At 47.9% G+C, this 20,671-nt stretch carries 13 protein-coding genes and 5 rRNA genes; 17 read left to right on the forward strand and 1 reads right to left on the reverse strand.

All coding sequences use genetic code 11. The annotated features are described in order from the left end of the window. Positions 1-198 precede the first annotated feature (198 nt). The 13 genes from NST40_RS00055 (at position 199) to NST40_RS00115 (ending at position 16,814) form a co-directional block, all read left to right on the forward strand. Positions 199-3,124 (forward strand): 23S ribosomal RNA (locus NST40_RS00055). A 127-nt stretch (positions 3,125-3,251) separates the two neighbouring features. After that, a 5S ribosomal RNA gene (gene rrf / locus NST40_RS00060) occupies positions 3,252-3,368 on the forward strand. A 154-nt stretch (positions 3,369-3,522) separates the two neighbouring features. Next, a complete protein-coding gene (locus tag NST40_RS00065; protein ID WP_076130912.1) occupies positions 3,523-5,139 on the forward strand; it encodes an ABC transporter substrate-binding protein in 1,617 nt (538 codons plus the stop codon). After that, a complete protein-coding gene (locus NST40_RS00070; RefSeq protein ID WP_341088147.1) occupies positions 5,136-6,125 on the forward strand; it encodes an ABC transporter permease in 990 nt (329 codons plus the stop codon). The genes NST40_RS00065 and NST40_RS00070 overlap by 4 nt, the downstream gene beginning before the upstream one ends. Then, complete coding sequence (locus tag NST40_RS00075) at positions 6,122-6,988, forward strand: ABC transporter permease (protein ID WP_139330225.1); 867 nt, start codon at positions 6,122-6,124, stop codon at positions 6,986-6,988. Before NST40_RS00070 ends, NST40_RS00075 begins: the two co-directional genes overlap by 4 nt. Then, positions 6,988-7,752, forward strand: coding sequence for an ABC transporter ATP-binding protein (locus NST40_RS00080; protein ID WP_342410305.1), 765 nt, complete (start codon positions 6,988-6,990; stop codon positions 7,750-7,752). The genes NST40_RS00075 and NST40_RS00080 overlap by 1 nt, the downstream gene beginning before the upstream one ends. After that, complete coding sequence (locus NST40_RS00085) at positions 7,743-8,492, forward strand: ATP-binding cassette domain-containing protein (protein WP_076187689.1); 750 nt, start codon at positions 7,743-7,745, stop codon at positions 8,490-8,492. The genes NST40_RS00080 and NST40_RS00085 overlap by 10 nt, the downstream gene beginning before the upstream one ends. Before the next feature lie 21 nt (positions 8,493-8,513). After that, the gene (locus tag NST40_RS00090; RefSeq protein ID WP_076195264.1) at positions 8,514-9,572 is read left to right on the forward strand and encodes an aminotransferase class V-fold PLP-dependent enzyme; all 1,059 of its coding nucleotides are present in this window, start codon (positions 8,514-8,516) and stop codon (positions 9,570-9,572) included. A 2-nt stretch (positions 9,573-9,574) separates the two neighbouring features. Further along, complete coding sequence (locus NST40_RS00095; RefSeq protein WP_342410306.1) at positions 9,575-10,726, forward strand: amidohydrolase family protein; 1,152 nt, start codon at positions 9,575-9,577, stop codon at positions 10,724-10,726. 425 nt (positions 10,727-11,151) lie between these two features. Next, positions 11,152-12,709: ribosomal RNA gene (locus NST40_RS00100) — 16S ribosomal RNA — on the forward strand. Between the two features lie 262 nt (positions 12,710-12,971). Then, positions 12,972-15,897: ribosomal RNA gene (locus tag NST40_RS00105) — 23S ribosomal RNA — on the forward strand. A gap of 128 nt (positions 15,898-16,025) precedes the next feature. Next, a 5S ribosomal RNA gene (gene rrf / locus NST40_RS00110) occupies positions 16,026-16,142 on the forward strand. The 16S, 23S and 5S rRNA genes sit together here, the layout of an rRNA operon. Positions 16,143-16,400: 258 nt before the next feature. Beyond that, the gene (locus NST40_RS00115) at positions 16,401-16,814 is read left to right on the forward strand and encodes a hypothetical protein (RefSeq protein WP_036678856.1); all 414 of its coding nucleotides are present in this window, start codon (positions 16,401-16,403) and stop codon (positions 16,812-16,814) included. A 63-nt stretch (positions 16,815-16,877) separates the two neighbouring features. Here NST40_RS00115 and NST40_RS00120 read toward each other — a convergent pair whose 3' ends face one another. After that, positions 16,878-17,402 carry a hypothetical protein gene (locus tag NST40_RS00120; RefSeq protein WP_076194944.1) on the reverse strand — a complete coding sequence of 175 codons (525 nt, stop codon included), beginning with the start codon at positions 17,400-17,402 and terminating at the stop codon, positions 16,878-16,880. A 209-nt stretch (positions 17,403-17,611) separates the two neighbouring features. Between NST40_RS00120 and NST40_RS00125 the strand changes: the two genes are divergently transcribed. The 4 genes from NST40_RS00125 to NST40_RS00140 all read left to right on the forward strand — a co-directional run bounded on the left by NST40_RS00125 (position 17,612) and on the right by NST40_RS00140 (position 20,642). After that, a complete protein-coding gene (locus NST40_RS00125; RefSeq protein ID WP_036678851.1) occupies positions 17,612-17,797 on the forward strand; it encodes a sigma factor G inhibitor Gin in 186 nt (61 codons plus the stop codon). A gap of 208 nt (positions 17,798-18,005) precedes the next feature. Then, positions 18,006-19,544, forward strand: a complete 1,539-nt coding sequence (locus NST40_RS00130) for an aminotransferase class I/II-fold pyridoxal phosphate-dependent enzyme (RefSeq protein WP_076277932.1) — start codon at positions 18,006-18,008, stop codon at positions 19,542-19,544. Further along, positions 19,545-20,186 (forward strand): dTMP kinase, encoded by a 642-nt coding sequence (tmk, locus tag NST40_RS00135; protein WP_076099910.1) that lies wholly within the window; start codon positions 19,545-19,547, stop codon positions 20,184-20,186. 126 nt (positions 20,187-20,312) lie between these two features. Continuing rightward, the gene (locus NST40_RS00140) at positions 20,313-20,642 is read left to right on the forward strand and encodes a cyclic-di-AMP receptor (RefSeq protein WP_036678844.1); all 330 of its coding nucleotides are present in this window, start codon (positions 20,313-20,315) and stop codon (positions 20,640-20,642) included. Positions 20,643-20,671 lie beyond the last annotated feature (29 nt).

Raw genomic sequence — 20,671 nt, forward strand, 5'->3', positions numbered from 1 at the left:
AAATCGGAAGCTAAGCTTCCAAAACTCAGGTTTAGGCCTGTTACTCACTCGTTGCTCAGTTTTGAGAGTTTAAGCTCTCAAGTAAGACTTGATCCTTGAAAACTGGATACCGAAACGAATTTGCGTTTTAGAACATCTTTTAGCAACTTGTGCAAACAAGTAAATGTTATTAGTGAGATTTTTCTTCGGAAGAATCAAGGTTAAGCTAATAAGAGCACACGGAGGATGCCTAGGCGCCAGGAGCCGACGAAGGACGTGGCGAACAACGAAACTGCCTCGGGGAGCTGTAAGCAAGCTTTGATCCGGGGGTGTCCGAATGGGGAAACCCAGCTGTGGTAATTCGCAGTTACTCATACCTGAATACATAGGGTGTGTAGAGGCAGACCAGGGGAACTGAAACATCTAAGTACCCTGAGGAAGAGAAAACAATAGTGATTCCGTCAGTAGCGGCGAGCGAACGCGGAACAGCCTAAACCTAAGAGCTTGCTCTTAGGGGTTGTGGGACGTCTCACATGGAGTTACAAAGGAATATGGTAGGTGAAGAGGTCTGGAAAGGCCCGCGATAGAGGTAAAAGCCCTGTAACCTAAACTGTATTCTCTCCGAGACGGATCCCGAGTAGTGCGGGGCACGTGAAACCCCGTATGAATCCAGCAGGACCATCTGCTAAGGCTAAATACTACCTGGCGACCGATAGTGAAACAGTACCGTGAGGGAAAGGTGAAAAGCACCCCGGAAGGGGAGTGAAATAGAACCTGAAACCGTGTGCTTACAAAAAGTCAGAGCCCTATTAATGGGTGATGGCGTGCCTTTTGTAGAATGAACCGGCGAGTTACGTTTAACATGCAAGGTTAAGCCGAGAAGGTGGAGCCGCAGCGAAAGCGAGTCTGAATAGGGCGATTGAGTATGTGGACGTAGACCCGAAACCGTGTGATCTACCCCTGTCCAGGGTGAAGGTGCGGTAACACGCACTGGAGGCCCGAACCCACGTACGTTGAAAAGTGCGGGGATGAGGTGGGGGTAGCGGAGAAATTCCAATCGAACTCGGAGATAGCTGGTTCTCCCCGAAATAGCTTTAGGGCTAGCCTCGGTATAAGAGTAGTGGAGGTAGAGCACTGATTGGGTGCGGGGTCCGCAAGGATTACCAAGCTCAGTCAAACTCCGAATGCCATATACTTATTGCCGGGAGTCAGACAGTGAGTGCTAAGATCCATTGTCAAAAGGGAAACAGCCCAGACCATCAGCTAAGGTCCCCAAGTGTGTGTTAAGTGGGAAAGGATGTGGAGTTGCACAGACAACCAGGATGTTGGCTTAGAAGCAGCCACCATTGAAAGAGTGCGTAATAGCTCACTGGTCGAGTGACTCTGCGCCGAAAATGTAACGGGGCTAAACACACCACCGAAGCTATGGCTAGATGCTTTGCATCTGGGGTAGGGGAGCGTTGTGTAGGGGTTGAAGGTGTACTGAAAAGAGCGCTGGACACTACACAAGTGAGAATGCCGGTATGAGTAACGAAAAGATCAGTGAGAATCTGATCCGCCGAAAGCCCAAGGTTTCCTGAGGAAGGCTCGTCCGCTCAGGGTAAGTCGGGACCTAAGGCGAGGCCGAAAGGCGTAGTCGAAGGACAACAGTTTGAAATTACTGTACCACCGTAATCCGCTATGAGCGATGGGGTGACGCAGGAGGGTAGTGACGCGGACTGATGGATGTCCGTCTAAGCAGTGAGGCTGATGTGTAGGCAAATCCGCACATCATTAAGGCTGGGCTGTGATGGGGAGCGAAAATTGTAGTAGCGAAGGTCATGATCTCACACTGCCAAGAAAAGCCTCTAGCCAGGAGAAGGTGCCCGTACCGCAAACCGACACAGGTAGGCGAGAAGAGAATTCTAAGGCGCGCGGAAGAACTCTCGTTAAGGAACTCGGCAAAATGACCCCGTAACTTCGGGAGAAGGGGTGCCCCGGTAGTGTGAATAGCACGAGGGGGCCGCAGTGAAAAGGCCCAAGCGACTGTTTAGCAAAAACACAGGTCTGTGCGAAGCCGCAAGGCGAAGTATACGGGCTGACGCCTGCCCGGTGCTGGAAGGTTAAGGGGAGTGGTTAGGGGTAACCCGAAGCTATGAACCGAAGCCCCAGTAAACGGCGGCCGTAACTATAACGGTCCTAAGGTAGCGAAATTCCTTGTCAGGTAAATTCTGACCCGCACGAATGGCGTAACGACTTGGGCGCTGTCTCAACGAGAGATCCGGTGAAATTTTAATACCTGTGAAGATGCAGGTTACCCGCGACAAGACGGAAAGACCCCATGGAGCTTTACTGCAGCTTGATATTGAATTTGGGTACGATCTGTACAGGATAGGTGGGAGCCGTAGAAATCGGAGCGCAAGCTTCGGTGGAGGCGCCGTTGGGATACCACCCTGATCGTATCTAGGTTCTAACCTAGTACCCTTACCGGGTACGGGGACCGTGTCAGGCGGGCAGTTTGACTGGGGCGGTCGCCTCCTAAAGAGTAACGGAGGCGTTCCAAGGTTCCCTCAGAATGGTTGGAAATCATTCGCAGAGTGCAAAGGCATAAGGGAGCTTGACTGCGAGACCTACAAGTCGAGCAGGGACGAAAGTCGGACTTAGTGATCCGGTGGTACCGCATGGAAGGGCCATCGCTCAACGGATAAAAGCTACCCTGGGGATAACAGGCTTATCTCCCCCAAGAGTCCACATCGACGGGGAGGTTTGGCACCTCGATGTCGGCTCATCGCATCCTGGGGCTGAAGTAGGTCCCAAGGGTTGGGCTGTTCGCCCATTAAAGCGGTACGCGAGCTGGGTTCAGAACGTCGTGAGACAGTTCGGTCCCTATCTGTCGTGGGCGCAGGAAATTTGAGAGGAGCTGTCCTTAGTACGAGAGGACCGGGATGGACGTACCGCTGGTGCACCAGTTGTTCCGCCAGGAGCATGGCTGGGTAGCTACGTACGGACGGGATAAGCGCTGAAAGCATCTAAGCGTGAAGCCCCCCTCAAGATGAGATTTCCCAATTAGTAAGACCCCTTGAAGACGACGAGGTAGATAGGTTGGAGGTGGAAGTGCAGCAATGCATGGAGCTGACCAATACTAATCGGTCGAGGGCTTATCCTATATGTAGAATGCAGATTCGTTTCGGATTCAGTTTTCAGGCATCAAGCCTGTAACACGCTTAGAAATTCATTCTCACTTCTGGTGAAGAACCGAATTTCACGGGCAGCGTCTGTTTCACAGATGTATGTTTGGTGGCGATAGCGGAGGGGTTCCACGCGTACCCATCCCGAACACGACCGTTAAGCCCTCCAGCGCCGATGGTACTTGGACCGAAGGGTCCTGGGAGAGTAGGACGTTGCCAAGCACGCAAGACCACTGTTGAGTAATCGACAGTGGTCTTTTTGTTATGTATATTTACTTAAGGATTGTTGCAAATTAAATTATGTTTGACAGACTAGAGTGTTTAACCCATAATACAATTCATACTAAACATATAAGAATTATAGGGGGAGCGAATTATGTCGTACTTTAGTGTATCTATTAAGAAACCGATTCTGTTGGGGGCAATAGCAGTTTTGCTATTGATGTTAATTGCAGGGTGCTCGGGGTCTAATAATAAGGCTGATTCAAATAAAGAGGCACAGGAAAGTGCGAGTCCGGCAACTCAAAGTCCTCAAACTGCAGAACCTGCAACGGGAGGGACTTTCGTCTATGGACGACCTGCTTCTGTAACTTCGCTGGATTTGCATAATCAGATTACGTCCAACAATGCTTTTGCAATCGACAAAGTTTTTGAATCATTAGTCGCTTTTGACAGCAAAGGTGAAATTGTAGATTGGCTTGCTAAGTCACATAATATCAGTGAAGATGGTCTGACGTATACATTCGAGCTTCGTGATGGGTTGAAGTTTTCCAATGGTACGGATGTGACCGCAGAAGATGCTGTATTCTCTCTTGAGCGGCACTTGAAGGTAGGCGGCCCGCTGGCAATATCCGCAAAGGTCGACACAATCAAAGCGCAAGATAACAAAACGCTTGTTATTACACTTAAAGAGCCTTATACACCATTTATCTCGGAGCTATCTAATTTCTCAAATGGTATCCTTCCTAACAATTTCGGCGGAGTATCCGAAGAAGAATTCTTCAAGAAACCGATCGGTACGGGACCTTTTGTTGTTGAAACATGGGACACTGCTGGTGATCTGACCTTCACTAAGAATACATTCTACTGGCAAGAAGGTAAACCTTATATTGATAAGCTCGTTTATAAGCTGATTGAAGATGACAGCCAAGCGATTAACCAGCTGAAGGCTGGAGAAGTTAATGCTATTGAATCTTTGGCTCTGCAAAATGCCAATGAGATTAAAGATGGGGCTGACACTAAAGTAGTCACTAACGGTAGTTGGGTGACAGAGCAATTGTTCTTTAATACGTTGGATGAACATTTTTCTGATGTGCATGTCCGTCGCGCTCTGGCGCTGGCGCTTGATCGTGAGGGCTTGACCAAGGCGCTAACCTTTGGTTATGCACAAACAGCAAACTCATTGCTGCCAACAACGATTCCTTATAACGCAAATGATACAATCAAAGCACTGAACTTTAATATCGAAGCAGCCAAGGAGGAGCTTGCCAAATCTGCCTTCCCTAATGGCTTCACTACCAAATTACTTGTAGCATCCGGTAATAGCACAAGAGCTCAAGAGGCACAAATTATTCAGGCAGCGGGCCAAACGATCGGGATTAAGATTGAGATTGAATCGATTGAACTTGCCACTTTCCGTGAACGTTTCTTCGCATATGATTTTGCGGCAATGCTGAACAGTGGCCAAGCGGATTCCCCTGAAGCGAACTCAATTATTGCTTTCCAGACCGATCCGGAAGGCTTCAGCAAATCATATTGGACGCATTATACAAATGATGAAGTAACGAAGCTTCTATATGAGGGACAAAAAACTGCGGATGGAGATGAACGTGCACAAATCTATACTAAGCTGCTGCAGACCCTTGCTGATGAAGTTCCTTATATTCCGCTTTACTATCCAGATGTTTTAAAAGGTATTCGTTCTTCAGTTGACGGTCTCGTTGTTCTACCAAACGGCAGTGCCCGTTTCGAAGATGTCCGCATCAGCCAATGATGAATCCTAAGCAGGTGTTAAATCAACCGAAAGGAAGCAAGGGTTCTTACAACTGGCTTTTGATATCTCTTATAAAAGCATTGGCAGTGATCTTCTGCGTAATGATAGCGGTCTTTTTCATCATTCGAATCGTGCCGGGAGATCCAGCAAAAATGATTTTGGGAGAATACAGCACCCCTGAGGCGCTCAAGAGTATGCATCATACTCTTGGGCTGGACCTCCCTTTATGGGAGCAATTCATCCGATTTGTGAAGACGCTGTTTACTCAAGGAGATACTGGAAACTCCATTATTATGGGGACATCAACAAGAGAGTTGATTACACAACGGGCCCCTGTTACTTTGCTGCTCATCGTGATGGCTTGTGTGTTGGCGATTTTCGTATCCCTTCTGCTCGCTACGGTAGCCGCTACGCATAAGGATAAACTGCTGGACCATTTGATACGTATTTTTCCTACAATTACTCTAGGTATGCCAATCTTCTGGGTTGGCTTACTTTTAATTTTGCTCTTTAGTGTCCGGCTTGGCTGGTTCCCTGTTGGGGGAGTAAGTGAAGGGTGGGTCGGAACCTTGCATAGTCTTGCACTTCCAGCAATCACTGTTGCTTTTTCACAGGTTCCTACGCTTGTTCGTTCATTAAGAGCGCAGATGCTTGAAGTGTTAGAATCGGATTTTGTAGTCACCCTTAAGGCTGCGGGCATACCAAACAGGGTTATTTTATTTAAACATGTGCTGCGCAACTCTGCTCTTCCTACGTTAATGCTGCTGGGTGTGAATATTTCTTATTTAATCGGAGGCACCTTGGTCGTTGAGCAGGTATTTGGAATTAAGGGAATTGGCAGCTTATTGTTCACTTCAATTTCGAAACGGGACTTTCCGGTTATTCAAGGAATAGCACTTTACTGTGCGCTATCTGTTGTGATCATCAGTCTCTTGATTGAAATCATTTCCTGGTGGCTTGATCCCAGAACGAAAGGAAAACAATGAAAACTATAAGACTAGACTCGCGATTGTATGAAGACGGTAAGATAACAAGCGGCTTAAAGCGAATTTGGAATACCCCATCACTTCTAGTGGGAATTATTATGTTTGCAGCTCTTATTCTCTTGACTGTGTTTATACCTTATATAAGTCCTTATGACCCCTCTGAGCAAAATTTGAGTGCCTTTTTACAGCCTCCGTCAGCCGAACATTGGTTGGGAACTGATCAATTAGGGCGTGATCTGTTTACCAGACTGGTTTATGCAGCGAGGACTGATTTGAAAATCATGGTCTTGGCAGAAATCATTCCCTTTTGCACAGGTGTATTTCTAGGAATGCTGGCAGGATATTACGGCAAATGGATCGATACAGTTATTACGCTGTTGTCAGATACATTCATCGCCTTTCCTTTTTATCTGATCGTTATTATCGTGGCTTTTGCCAGTGGAGCAGGAGAACGAGGCATTTATATTACTTTTATCTTTGTAGGATGGATTGTCTTTGCCCGTGTCGTCAGAGGTCTTAGTGCTTCTTTTCGTAATCAGGAATGGGTGGCGTCCGCTCAAACCTTAGGGCTACCAGGAGTGAAAATTATTTTGCGTCATCTCCTGCCGAATGTACTTCCGCAAGCCGTGGTCGTCCTTATGACAGATATGATTGGATTGCTTGTTGCCATTGTTACACTCGGGTATCTTGGTATCGGCATTACACCGCCAACTCCTGACTGGGGGACAATGATTTCAGATGGACAGCCCTTCATCACTACAGCTTGGTGGCTCTCGGCCGTTCCGGGATTTGCAGTGGTGTATACGGGGATAGCTTTGTCGCTCCTAGGTGATGGTTTGGCAGACATATGGAGGAAAAAATAATGTCTATACAACCCATTTTAGAAATAGAGGCGCTATCGCTGGCAGCTAAGTCAAATGAGAGATTGGTCAATAATGTTAGTTTTTCGCTGAGTAAAGGGGAGAGTCTGGGATTAGTAGGTGAATCGGGATCAGGAAAATCGCTTACGCTGCGTGCAATTTTAGGCTTGCTTCCAAATGGTGTTGAACAGACTGGTGGCACCATTAAAAGTGACGTAAGCAGTGCGATGGTATTTCAAGATCCAAGAGGTGCGCTTGATCCGCTCTGTACGGTTGTCAAACAACTGGCTGAAGTTGTGTATTACAGACAGAAAGTAAGCCGTAAGACTTCGCGGGTAATTGCACTGGAACTGCTCGAAAGGCTTGGTCTCCCCGAGTCATTGAAGAAAAAGGACCGGTATCCGAGTCAGCTGTCAGGCGGTCAGTGTCAACGGGTAGTCATCGCTCTGGCACTGGCGTGTAAGCCAGGCGTACTTCTCTGTGATGAGCCGACAACGGCACTTGACGTCACGGTTCAACGGCAAATTATTGAGACGATCACGAGCCTCCAGCATGAGCTCAGTTTTGCCATGGTATTTGTTACGCATAACCTAGCGATTGCAGCAAACTTGTGTTCACGGCTATGTGTAATGAAACAGGGGCAGATTGTTGAGCAGGGCAATACTCTTGATATTTTGCAAAATCCGAAAGACCCTTACACACAGATGCTGATTGATTCGGTGCTTCCTTTGCCAGAGCTTGAAGGGAGTAGAGACTCATGGAATTAGCCTTGCAAATAAAAGATTTAACTGTTCATTATGGCGGCTTTACTGCACTGGATCGTATCAATCTGAATCTTGAGCAGCACACCACCCTTGGGCTTGTTGGAGAATCCGGATCAGGGAAATCTACGCTGGCGCGAGTAATTGCTGGACTGATTGCCCCAAATGAGGGACAGATTCTGTTGGGTACCCAAGAATTAAAAAAGAAAAGAAGCCGTGAGCAGCACAAAACAATCCAGATGATTTTCCAAAATCCAGATGCTTCGCTAAATCCTAAACATTCGATTAGGCAAATTCTTTCCGAGCCCTTATTGTTTCATAAAATAGTGGGGCGTACAGATGTTGAACAAAGATGCAAAGAGCTTTTGAATCAAGTTCATTTAGAACAAAAGGCGTTAGACAAATTCCCACATGAATTTTCCGGCGGCCAGCGTCAACGGATAGCGATCGCTCGTGCATTAAGTGTTGAGCCAAACATCCTGATCGCGGATGAACCTACAAGTGCGTTGGATGTATCTGTGCAGCTTAGTGTGCTCGAACTGTTCAATACGCTGAAGGCTGAGCTTAATCTCACCATGCTTTTTATTTCTCATGATCTAGGAGTAATCAATGCAATTAGCGATACGGTAGCAGTTATGCGGCAAGGAAAGCTCGTGGAGCAGAGTCCGCGGGATCAATTCTTCATCCGTCCTAAACATGAATACAGTTATGAGCTGTTGTCGGCGGTTCCGAAAATGCCAAAATAAAGTACATCAGGAGGTTTTTTTATGAACCGAGAACATAAAGGATACGTGCCACTTTCACTGGCTGAGTACAATAAGCTAACACATTTAATTTCCAAAGTCTTGTTTACTGAGCACCCTCCAGTTATCATTCCGGCTGAGGCAATCCTTGGAATCGAGGCGGTAGCCGCCGGAATAGCTGCACCCGGTCGAACCATTGTAAATATAGTAACAGGTCCTTATGGAAGTTTATTTGGAAAATGGCTTGAGCGGGGTGGAGCAACGGTTGTTGAAGTAAAGGTTCCTTTTGATGAAGTGGTCACTAGCGACCAAGTTGCTTCTGCGATTAAGGAGTTTAAACCTTGTGCCCTTTCTTTTGTTCAAGCTGAAGTGGTTACTGGAGGCTCTAATCCTGCTAAAGAAATATTTGAAATTGCAAAAGAATTCAATCTAATTACTGTGTCGGACTCCGTATCTGCGGTTGGGGGAGAGGCCCTGCTGGTGGATGAATGGTCCGTTGATTTTGCAGTTATAGGTGCGCAAAAAGCCTTAGCTGGACCCAACGGTGTTAGTGCCGTAAGTATTTCTCCACGTGGCTGGGAATTTCTTGAGTCGAATGAAAATGCTCCACGCAATTCTATTTTATCCTTGCTGGATCTGAAGCCATCACTGGGAGACGCCGCGCCATTGCGGGTTGCCCCAAACATTCCTACGCTGGAGGCTAGAGCCTTGACTCAAGCTTTGACACGAATTGAAGAAGAAGGATTGGATCAAGTAATCAAACGCCATGAGCGAGCCGCAGCAGCTGCTGTAGCTGGTATTAAATCCTTGGGGCTTGAGCCTTGGCAAAAGGACAGCAGACATTATTCTACGCTGACTACAACGGTGCGGATTTCTGGAAAGCAAGAGTTGCGGATTGAGCAGCCTATAGGCATTGTGGCTCCCGGAGACGGAGAATTATTTGGCCATCTTCTACGGATCAACCATTTTGGAACGAATGCTGAGCGGCAAAGTGTGGAGAAGGCTATATCCACGCTTGCCGAACTGTTGAAACAAGACCCAGTTCAGGCATTAGCAGCTGTTCGGCTGGCATGGGGGGAATGAAGATGATTCATAAGCATCCAGAGCTGCAGACGTTCAATGATATTTTTATAGCAGGTATCGAAGGCAGACGTTTTGATGTCGTGATAAAGGATGGTCGTTTTTCATCCATTACTGAAGCGGAGCCGCATCAAGTAGAGTCAAATCTTGCAGGAACAGATCTGTGGCTAAGTCCGGGTATTATTGATCTACATACGCATTTAGCTTGGACAGATTTTGACCACTTTGATCAATTGAAGCGCGATGCCAACGAGATCGAAATTATGCAGGCACAAGCTTTTGAAGCTACTCTTAGAACGGGTGTAACGACTGCCCGTGATGCAGGTGGGATTCTGCCGAGCACAGTGCAGCATCTTGTTCAGCAATATCAGCATCCATTAAGAGTGCAGACCAGTAGCGATATGATTGGAGCAGCAGATGCCCGTGGTCTCAAGCATTTAGAACAACGCATGGCGGAAATCTTTGCTACAGGAGCGGGTTGGATAAAAATCATGGCCACAGGCGGGCTTGGAGCACCTACCGAGAAAGTCGTTGACCCGATCTTTTCCGAAGAAGAGTTCTCGTTCATTGTTCGTAATGCACATGCCCATGATAAGAAGGTACTGGTTCATACCTGGGGCGGAGTGACGATAGACTGGTCCATCCAGGCCGGCGTGGAATCAATAGAGCATGGGATGTTTCTAACTGAGGATCAGGCAGGAAGACTTGCTAACTCGCGGGTAGCGTTTGTACCCACCACATCAATTTATCGTATTGCTGCAGACCCAAAAGGCGTTCTAGCGTTGAACCCGATCATTTGCGACCGAGCTGCCCGCGCTGCCGAATGTCATTCCAAGGCCATTCATTATGCAAAAAGAGAAGGCGTTCGTATTGGATTCGGTACAGATTATGCCACACCTGCACTACATGGCTATAACCTTCAAGAACTGGATACATTGATTGATTATGGCTTAACTCGGAGAGAAGCGTGGCAGGCTGCGACTAAAAGTGCTGCAGATATTCTGGGGAGCGGTAACGAGCTGGGACAAATTGCAGAAGGTTTTATTGCAGATGCTGTTGTTTTCAAAGTGGATCCATATGAAGCGCACAATGCGGAGGCACTTCGAAGCAATATCATTGCCGTAATTACTGGAGCGAAGGAAGCGGAATTAATCTAGAATCGTCTAAGCTTCTTCTAAAAAACAACTGTTATCTTCTGCAGTTGTTTTTTTACTTTCTAGATAATTAGATGATAAGGGGAGGTAGTTATTATAATACGATAATACATAGATGATGTTTTATGCATTTGATTATATATAAAAAAACTCTTGCAATGCATCTCCATACATGATATATTCTAAGTCCGGCCAAGAAGTACACATGCCGAGCTCGAAAAAGAAGTTAAAAAAAGAGCTTGACATTAAATAGCCGAACATGATATAGTATAAGAGTTGCTGCTGAGACATTAAACGGCGCCAACGAGAACTTGATCTTTGAAAACTGAACAACGAGTGAGTAGGAAATCACGTAAGTGAAATCCAAAATTAGAGAATTAATTTTCTCGTCAGATGTTTCAAAATGAGCATATCGCTCTTTTCAATACTAATTGGAGAGTTTGATCCTGGCTCAGGACGAACGCTGGCGGCGTGCCTAATACATGCAAGTCGAGCGGAGTTACTTTGAAAGCTTGCTTTCAAAGTAACTTAGCGGCGGACGGGTGAGTAACACGTAGGCAACCTGCCCTTCAGACTGGGATAACTACCGGAAACGGTAGCTAATACCGGATAATTTCTTTTTTCTCCTGAGAGAAGAATGAAAGACGGAGCAATCTGTCACTGAGGGATGGGCCTGCGGCGCATTAGCTAGTTGGTGGGGTAACGGCCCACCAAGGCGACGATGCGTAGCCGACCTGAGAGGGTGAACGGCCACACTGGGACTGAGACACGGCCCAGACTCCTACGGGAGGCAGCAGTAGGGAATCTTCCGCAATGGGCGAAAGCCTGACGGAGCAACGCCGCGTGAGTGATGAAGGTTTTCGGATCGTAAAGCTCTGTTGCCAGGGAAGAACGTCCGGTAGAGTAACTGCTACCGGAGTGACGGTACCTGAGAAGAAAGCCCCGGCTAACTACGTGCCAGCAGCCGCGGTAATACGTAGGGGGCAAGCGTTGTCCGGAATTATTGGGCGTAAAGCGCGCGCAGGCGGCTATTTAAGTCTGGTGTTTAAACCTTGGGCTCAACCTGAGGTCGCACTGGAAACTGGGTGGCTTGAGTACAGAAGAGGAAAGTGGAATTCCACGTGTAGCGGTGAAATGCGTAGATATGTGGAGGAACACCAGTGGCGAAGGCGACTTTCTGGGCTGTAACTGACGCTGAGGCGCGAAAGCGTGGGGAGCAAACAGGATTAGATACCCTGGTAGTCCACGCCGTAAACGATGAGTGCTAGGTGTTAGGGGTTTCGATACCCTTGGTGCCGAAGTTAACACAGTAAGCACTCCGCCTGGGGAGTACGGTCGCAAGACTGAAACTCAAAGGAATTGACGGGGACCCGCACAAGCAGTGGAGTATGTGGTTTAATTCGAAGCAACGCGAAGAACCTTACCAGGTCTTGACATCCCTCTGAATCTGCTAGAGATAGCAGCGGCCTTCGGGACAGAGGAGACAGGTGGTGCATGGTTGTCGTCAGCTCGTGTCGTGAGATGTTGGGTTAAGTCCCGCAACGAGCGCAACCCTTAACTTTAGTTGCCAGCAGGTTAAGCTGGGCACTCTAGAGTGACTGCCGGTGACAAACCGGAGGAAGGTGGGGATGACGTCAAATCATCATGCCCCTTATGACCTGGGCTACACACGTACTACAATGGCCGGTACAACGGGAAGCGAAGCCGCGAGGTGGAGCCAATCCCATCAAAGCCGGTCTCAGTTCGGATTGCAGGCTGCAACTCGCCTGCATGAAGTCGGAATTGCTAGTAATCGCGGATCAGCATGCCGCGGTGAATACGTTCCCGGGTCTTGTACACACCGCCCGTCACACCACGAGAGTTTACAACACCCGAAGTCGGTGGGGTAACCCGCAAGGGAGCCAGCCGCCGAAGGTGGGGTAGATGATTGGGGTGAAGTCGTAACAAGGTAGCCGTATCGGAAGGTGCGGCTGGATCACCTCCTTTCTATGGAGAATCGTTCTCTGCAATGAGGACATTCAAATCGGAAGCTAAGCTTCCAAAACTCAGGTTTAGGCCTGTTACTCACTCGTTGCTCAGTTTTGAGAGTTTAAGCTCTCAAGTAAGACTTGATCCTTGAAAACTGGATACCGAAACGAATTTGCGTTTTAGAACATCTTTTAGCAACTTGTGCAAACAAGTAAATGTTATTAGTGAGATGATTCCAAAGAGAATGTCATCGTATGATATTTTCCTGCGGAAAAATCAAGGTTAAGCTAATAAGAGCACACGGAGGATGCCTAGGCGCCAGGAGCCGACGAAGGACGTGGCGAACAACGAAACTGCCTCGGGGAGCTGTAAGCAAGCTTTGATCCGGGGGTGTCCGAATGGGGAAACCCAGCTGTGGTAATTCGCAGTTACTCATACCTGAATACATAGGGTGTGTAGAGGCAGACCAGGGGAACTGAAACATCTAAGTACCCTGAGGAAGAGAAAACAATAGTGATTCCGTCAGTAGCGGCGAGCGAACGCGGAACAGCCTAAACCTAAGAGCTTGCTCTTAGGGGTTGTGGGACGTCTCACATGGAGTTACAAAGGAATATGGTAGGTGAAGAGGTCTGGAAAGGCCCGCGATAGAGGTAAAAGCCCTGTAACCTAAACTGTATTCTCTCCGAGACGGATCCCGAGTAGTGCGGGGCACGTGAAACCCCGTATGAATCCAGCAGGACCATCTGCTAAGGCTAAATACTACCTGGCGACCGATAGTGAAACAGTACCGTGAGGGAAAGGTGAAAAGCACCCCGGAAGGGGAGTGAAATAGAACCTGAAACCGTGTGCTTACAAAAAGTCAGAGCCCTATTAATGGGTGATGGCGTGCCTTTTGTAGAATGAACCGGCGAGTTACGTTTAACATGCAAGGTTAAGCCGAGAAGGTGGAGCCGCAGCGAAAGCGAGTCTGAATAGGGCGAATTAGTATGTGGACGTAGACCCGAAACCGTGTGATCTACCCCTGTCCAGGGTGAAGGTGCGGTAACACGCACTGGAGGCCCGAACCCACGTACGTTGAAAAGTGCGGGGATGAGGTGGGGGTAGCGGAGAAATTCCAATCGAACTCGGAGATAGCTGGTTCTCCCCGAAATAGCTTTAGGGCTAGCCTCGGTATAAGAGTAGTGGAGGTAGAGCACTGATTGGGTGCGGGGTCCGCAAGGATTACCAAGCTCAGTCAAACTCCGAATGCCATATACTTATTGCCGGGAGTCAGACAGTGAGTGCTAAGATCCATTGTCAAAAGGGAAACAGCCCAGACCATCAGCTAAGGTCCCCAAGTGTGTGTTAAGTGGGAAAGGATGTGGAGTTGCACAGACAACCAGGATGTTGGCTTAGAAGCAGCCACCATTGAAAGAGTGCGTAATAGCTCACTGGTCGAGTGACTCTGCGCCGAAAATGTAACGGGGCTAAACACACCACCGAAGCTATGGCTAGATGCTTTGCATCTGGGGTAGGGGAGCGTTGTGTAGGGGTTGAAGGTGTACTGAAAAGAGCGCTGGACACTACACAAGTGAGAATGCCGGTATGAGTAACGAAAAGATCAGTGAGAATCTGATCCGCCGAAAGCCCAAGGTTTCCTGAGGAAGGCTCGTCCGCTCAGGGTAAGTCGGGACCTAAGGCGAGGCCGAAAGGCGTAGTCGAAGGACAACAGTTTGAAATTACTGTACCACCGTAATCCGCTATGAGCGATGGGGTGACGCAGGAGGGTAGTGACGCGGACTGATGGATGTCCGTCTAAGCAGTGAGGCTGATGTGTAGGCAAATCCGCACATCGTTAAGGCTGGGCTGTGATGGGGAGCGAAAATTGTAGTAGCGAAGGTCATGATCTCACACTGCCAAGAAAAGCCTCTAGCCAGGAGAAGGTGCCCGTACCGCAAACCGACACAGGTAGGCGAGAAGAGAATTCTAAGGCGCGCGGAAGAACTCTCGTTAAGGAACTCGGCAAAATGACCCCGTAACTTCGGGAGAAGGGGTGCCCCGGTAGTGTGAATAGCACGAGGGGGCCGCAGTGAAAAGGCCCAAGCGACTGTTTAGCAAAAACACAGGTCTGTGCGAAGCCGCAAGGCGAAGTATACGGGCTGACGCCTGCCCGGTGCTGGAAGGTTAAGGGGAGTGGTTAGGGGTAACCCGAAGCTATGAACCGAAGCCCCAGTAAACGGCGGCCGTAACTATAACGGTCCTAAGGTAGCGAAATTCCTTGTCAGGTAAATTCTGACCCGCACGAATGGCGTAACGACTTGGGCGCTGTCTCAACGAGAGATCCGGTGAAATTTTAATACCTGTGAAGATGCAGGTTACCCGCGACAAGACGGAAAGACCCCATGGAGCTTTACTGCAGCTTGATATTGAATTTGGGTACGATCTGTACAGGATAGGTGGGAGCCGTAGAAATCGGAGCGCAAGCTTCGGTGGAGGCGCCGTTGGGATACCACCCTGATCGTATCTAGGTTCTAACCTAGTACCCTTACCGGGTACGGGGACCGTGTCAGGCGGGCAGTTTGACTGGGGCGGTCGCCTCCTAAAGAGTAACGGAGGCGTTCCAAGGTTCCCTCAGAATGGTTGGAAATCATTCGCAGAGTGCAAAGGCATAAGGGAGCTTGACTGCGAGACCTACAAGTCGAGCAGGGACGAAAGTCGGACTTAGTGATCCGGTGGTACCGCATGGAAGGGCCATCGCTCAACGGATAAAAGCTACCCTGGGGATAACAGGCTTATCTCCCCCAAGAGTCCACATCGACGGGGAGGTTTGGCACCTCGATGTCGGCTCATCGCATCCTGGGGCTGAAGTAGGTCCCAAGGGTTGGGCTGTTCGCCCATTAAAGCGGTACGCGAGCTGGGTTCAGAACGTCGTGAGACAGTTCGGTCCCTATCTGTCGTGGGCGCAGGAAATTTGAGAGGAGCTGTCCTTAGTACGAGAGGACCGGGATGGACGTACCGCTGGTGCACCAGTTGTTCCGCCAGGAGCATGGCTGGGTAGCTACGTACGGACGGGATAAGCGCTGAAAGCATCTAAGCGTGAAGCCCCCCTCAAGATGAGATTTCCCAATTAGTAAGACCCCTTGAAGACGACGAGGTAGATAGGTTGGAGGTGGAAGTGCAGCAATGCATGGAGCTGACCAATACTAATCGGTCGAGGGCTTATCCTATACGTAGAATGCAGATTCGTTTCGGATTCAGTTTTCAGGCATCAAGCCTGAAATACGCTTAGAAATTCATTCTCACTTCTGGTGAAGAACCGAATTTCACGCGGCAGCGTCTGTTTCACAGACGCATGTTTGGTGGCGATAGCGGAGGGGTTCCACGCGTACCCATCCCGAACACGACCGTTAAGCCCTCCAGCGCCGATGGTACTTGGACCGAAGGGTCCTGGGAGAGTAGGACGTTGCCAAGCACATTAAGCCATTGTTGATTTATCAGCAGTGGCTTTTTTGTTTTTTTTGGACAAGAGTGTTATTTGAAGGGGAGTACAACATCTGAAGGGGCTGTAATTGAGTGACATTTTTGTTACCGACGCTGAGGTCGATACAAGTATAATAGATAAGTGCAAATAATAAGCAACATCTCTAATACGAAGGAACTACTCATAAATTCTAACTTTGAATTTTCTTGTGTCTTTAGATGCATTGTGGAGGTAAGGAGGATTTAAGGCATGAAACAAACAAGAATTATTAAGATATTAATTTTTTCGTGTATAGTAGCTTTAATACTGGCAGGCTGCGGTACGAAAGCGCCCAGCTGGGATGCTTTTGAGGGTGCGCTAAACGAGAAAAATTTCCCTGTGCCCCAAGAGGCGTACTCACCAGACCAGACTACGACAAACGTTGCTATGGATTATGTGCGTTATTCTTTACCTGGATTAAAGGAGAAGAACGGCATCCCAGAGGAGTATATGGATACTATTAAGGCCTGGGGATGGGTTGAACAGGAAGAGGAGAATACCGATTCATCTGGTGTTTTTCAGAAGGATGGAGTAACGGTTCATTTAACAGTGCATGATGATTATTTTATAGTTATGATTCCTAAAGAAAAGAAGGCCTTAATTAAAGGTCTTAAGACAAAATAAATAATCGCCGTCCTTTATGGATGGCGATTATTTATTTATATGCGAACATAGGTTAACTGTACTCTATTGAGAGTAATAGGAGGCATCGGATGGATTAAACTTCAGCATGCCTTCCTTGTTGCGTTGATTTATTTTGAACAGTGTATAGAGACGGGGCAGTAAAAGCCACAAGTGGCAAATAATCAGGGATACTGTAAATGCCGGTGGAGACCAAAAAATAAAGAGAGCTGCAATACAAAGACCAATATAAAAATTATGTAACTGTACTTTACGGAAAATGCGGTAACTAATGTGTTGATCTGGCATGAAGCCAAGCCACGGGATTTTAAATGAGATGGACCATCTTTTTGAAATAGGATGCCCGGAGATTAGAAGTACTGAGCGTGAAATAACATATTGAACCCAGAACATAACCGGAGCAGCTATAATTAAGTAGAGAATACTCCACCAAGAAAGAAAGACTGTCTCGAGCACAAGGACCAAAAGAGGGAGCAAAATATAAACACGCAGCAGAGGTGCCGTTAGATTAATTTTTTTGATTAATTTATATTGATAGAATGTAGCAGCGCCTTTGGTGTTGGGTTCCATATAAAATAGACTAACCTCCTCACAGATTCATATGTTCTTAATATCGGCGAATGAAAGCATTTTATTAAACTATGGGCGAATATTCACCGATATAGGGGCAGCGGAATATATATAATACACGAAACGAAGGATATGAAAAAACTATGAAAAGGTTTAAAATGATAGAAGGTGTATCATACTGTTCTTAAAAGAGTCAAGGTGGGATGGTTATGGAACAGCAAACCGGGCAAGCTTGTATCATTTGTGGGCAGGAAAAAGAAGAAGGTATTGTGATTGTCTCGCATTTTATTTGTGAGGATTGTGAGGCGGAAATGATCCGTACCGAGGCAGAAGATGCTAAGTACCGTTTTTTTATTGGCCAGATGAAGAAGATCGGATTGCAAAAGAACGCTTAAGTAGAGTAACTCTGTTAAGTGATGCGGATAAGAGAGCAGTCTGGATGAAAGATATAAGGGCTGCATTAGAGATATTCATATACGGCTTCCTCGTTGTTTAAGCGGGGGGAGCCGTTTTGCTGTTCAGTCAGATGCTTTTATGAGGAAACATAGGAGTTTCTGAATATTTACGTTAAAATAGAAGGAACCCTATGGGAAGGAATTTAATATGAATAAATTACAACGATGTAGGGCACCTGTATACGAAATGCTGGAGCAATATAGAATTGTGGGTAATATATCTTATCATGTGCCGGGACATAAAAATGGAGCGGCATATGACGGCGTAGAAGGCGCTGGGTTTCTAGATGAGGTCATGAAGTACGATGTCACGGAGATTACCGGCACGGATGATCTTCATCATCCTGAGGGAGTCATTAAGGAAGCACAGGAGTTGGCTGCGGATTGCTTTGGAGCAGAGGAGAGTTTTTTTCTAGTTGGCGGAAGTACGGCGGGTAACCTGGCGCTGATTCTAACGGCTTGCCCCGAGCCAGGAATGATTCTGATTCTTCAACGAAATGTGCATAAATCAGTGATTCATGGTCTTATGTTAGCTGGAGTGAGGGCTGTTTTCGTCGAGCCGCTAATTGATCCACTCAGCGGCTTGGCAGTAGCGCCGGCGGCAGAAGCTGTTGAGGCTGCACTTGCAGCCTATCCGGAAGCCGCCGCTGTATTTGTCACCATGCCCAATTACTACGGCATGGGCAGTGATCTTGCGCCCCTCGCGCGTATTTGCCACGACAGCGGTGTACCGCTGCTTGTCGATGAAGCGCATGGGGCGCATTACGGGCAGCACCCGGCACTGCCTGCCGGGGCGCTTGCTTGTGGCGCAGACGGCGTAGTGCAGTCCACGCACAAGATGCTCACTGCGATGACCATGGGCGCTATGCTGCATGTTCAAGGGCAGCGGCTCGACCGCGCCCTGCTCTCGCAGCGGCTCGCCATGGTGCAGAGCTCCAGCCCATCATATCCTATGATGGCGTCGCTTGATCTTGCCCGGCGGCTGCTGCACAGCCGGGGCAGCGAGGCTTTCACGGCGGGGCTGGCCGCCGTGGATGTCCTGCGGCGCGGCCTTGCCGAGCTGCCGCGCTATGGATTGGTGCAGCCGGCAGAGCCGCTGCACGACGGTACGCCGCTGCATAGGGCGGCGTACGAGACGCAGGACCCCTTCAAAGTCGTCATTTATGACGCCACCGGGGTCCTAGGCGGTTTCGAGCTGCAGCGCAGGCTCGAGGCTAAGGGCTGTGTGCCGGAGATGAGTGACGACCGGCACGTAGTGCTGCTGTTCAGCCTCGGTTCGAAGGCTGAAGATGCAGCAAGGTTATTGCAGGCGCTGCAGGAAATAGATTCGGAGGTTACATCCGAATCACCGTACACCGCAGGCATTTCAGAATCTCGAAATATTTCCACGTGGAACAATTTGAATGTTTTACAAATCTCAGCACCTGTTCCCTTCTCTTTGAAGCCGGTGTCAGCCAATGAGGTAGAAAGTATTAATCTTGAACACAGCGTGGGGAGAGTAGCTGCAGAAATGGTAATTCCCTATCCACCAGGCATTCCATTATTATATCCGGGTGAGGTCATCACAGATCAGATACAGCAAAGACTGACTGGTTTAGCTTATGGAGGCGCGAAGTTCCAGGCTTGTGCTGATCCGGTCTTACAGCGTATTAAGGTATACAACATTCAGAAGGGCGGAGAAGTATAAGTGGGCAAAGAAGGTTTCTTTATAACATTAGAAGGGGGCGAAGGCTCCGGAAAAACAACGGTTCTGGGAAGAGTAGCAGCATATTTGCAGAATCGGTCCATGCCCTATCGAATTACACGTGAACCTGGAGGCATAGAAATCGCCGAAAAAATTCGCTCTATTATTCTGGATCCTGCCCATACTGCAATGGATGCACGTACAGAGGCATTGCTGTACGCTGCATCAAGAAGCCAACATCTCGCTGAAGTAGTAGAGCCAGCTCTTAGAGAAGGGCTTACAGTCCTCTGTGACCGCTTTGTAGACAGCAGTCTCGTTTATCAAGGACATGCAAGAGGATTAGGTATGGAAGAGGTGTGGAGTATTAACCGTTTTGCTATTGGAAATCGCATGCCCGATCTAACCTTTTATCTGGATGTAGAGCCTGAGATTGGATTATCACGGATTGCGGCCAATCAAGATCGCGAAGTCAATCGTCTGGATATGGAGAGTCTTGCCTTTCATCAGAAGGTTCGTGAAGGTTATCATTTATTAATTAAGGCGAATCCGGAGAGAATAGTAGTTCTTGATGCAAACCGCCCTATTCATCTGGTAGAACAAGATATCGTGAGAACTCTTGAAGAGAGAGTATTAAAGGGTTTTTAGGGTGTTTTGTCTAATATAATAAGAGAAGTGGCATATAACTAAGCGTTTGCTTATGAAGTGAGGTTACTACTAAGAACACATTAAGTAGTAATACTCCATAAAACTTTTTTGGGAGGGAATGCGAAGATGAAGTTGATCATTGCAATTATCCAGGATAAAGACAGTAACCGGTTATCCAGTGAGCTAGTAAAAGCCAATTTCCGTGCTACCAAACTCGCAAGTACAGGTGGATTTCTGCGGGCGGGAAATACGACATTTATGATTGGGGTAGAAGACAGTCAGATCGAAGCTGTATTGAACGTTATCCGTAACAGCTGTAAAGTGCGTGAACAACTAGTCACTCCAGTAACTCCGATGAGTGGCACGACGGATTCCTATTTACCGCTCCCTGTTGAAGTACAGGTCGGTGGCGCTACTGTATTCGTGCTTCCTGTAGATCGTTTCGAACATTATTAAGTATAATATAAATGAGCAAGTCATTTACA

The organism is Paenibacillus sp. FSL R10-2778 (genome assembly GCF_038593035.1).
Lineage (GTDB): Bacteria > Bacillota > Bacilli > Paenibacillales > Paenibacillaceae > Paenibacillus_AQ > Paenibacillus_AQ odorifer.

What these genes read in the sequence shown, in the direction of transcription:
- NST40_RS00065 (WP_076130912.1), top strand. Translation starts at nt 3,523, where the DNA reads ATGTCGTACTTTAGTGTATCTATTAAGAAACCGATTCTGTTGGGGGCA.
- NST40_RS00070 (WP_341088147.1), top strand. Translation starts at nt 5,136, where the DNA reads ATGATGAATCCTAAGCAGGTGTTAAATCAACCGAAAGGAAGCAAGGGT.
- NST40_RS00075 (WP_139330225.1), top strand. Translation starts at nt 6,122, where the DNA reads ATGAAAACTATAAGACTAGACTCGCGATTGTATGAAGACGGTAAGATA.
- NST40_RS00080 (WP_342410305.1), top strand. Translation starts at nt 6,988, where the DNA reads ATGTCTATACAACCCATTTTAGAAATAGAGGCGCTATCGCTGGCAGCT.
- NST40_RS00085 (WP_076187689.1), top strand. Translation starts at nt 7,743, where the DNA reads ATGGAATTAGCCTTGCAAATAAAAGATTTAACTGTTCATTATGGCGGC.
- NST40_RS00090 (WP_076195264.1), top strand. Translation starts at nt 8,514, where the DNA reads ATGAACCGAGAACATAAAGGATACGTGCCACTTTCACTGGCTGAGTAC.
- NST40_RS00095 (WP_342410306.1), top strand. Translation starts at nt 9,575, where the DNA reads ATGATTCATAAGCATCCAGAGCTGCAGACGTTCAATGATATTTTTATA.
- NST40_RS00115 (WP_036678856.1), top strand. Translation starts at nt 16,401, where the DNA reads ATGAAACAAACAAGAATTATTAAGATATTAATTTTTTCGTGTATAGTA.
- NST40_RS00120 (WP_076194944.1), bottom strand. Translation starts at nt 17,402, where the DNA reads ATGGAACCCAACACCAAAGGCGCTGCTACATTCTATCAATATAAATTA.
- NST40_RS00125 (WP_036678851.1), top strand. Translation starts at nt 17,612, where the DNA reads ATGGAACAGCAAACCGGGCAAGCTTGTATCATTTGTGGGCAGGAAAAA.
- NST40_RS00130 (WP_076277932.1), top strand. Translation starts at nt 18,006, where the DNA reads ATGAATAAATTACAACGATGTAGGGCACCTGTATACGAAATGCTGGAG.
- NST40_RS00140 (WP_036678844.1), top strand. Translation starts at nt 20,313, where the DNA reads ATGAAGTTGATCATTGCAATTATCCAGGATAAAGACAGTAACCGGTTA.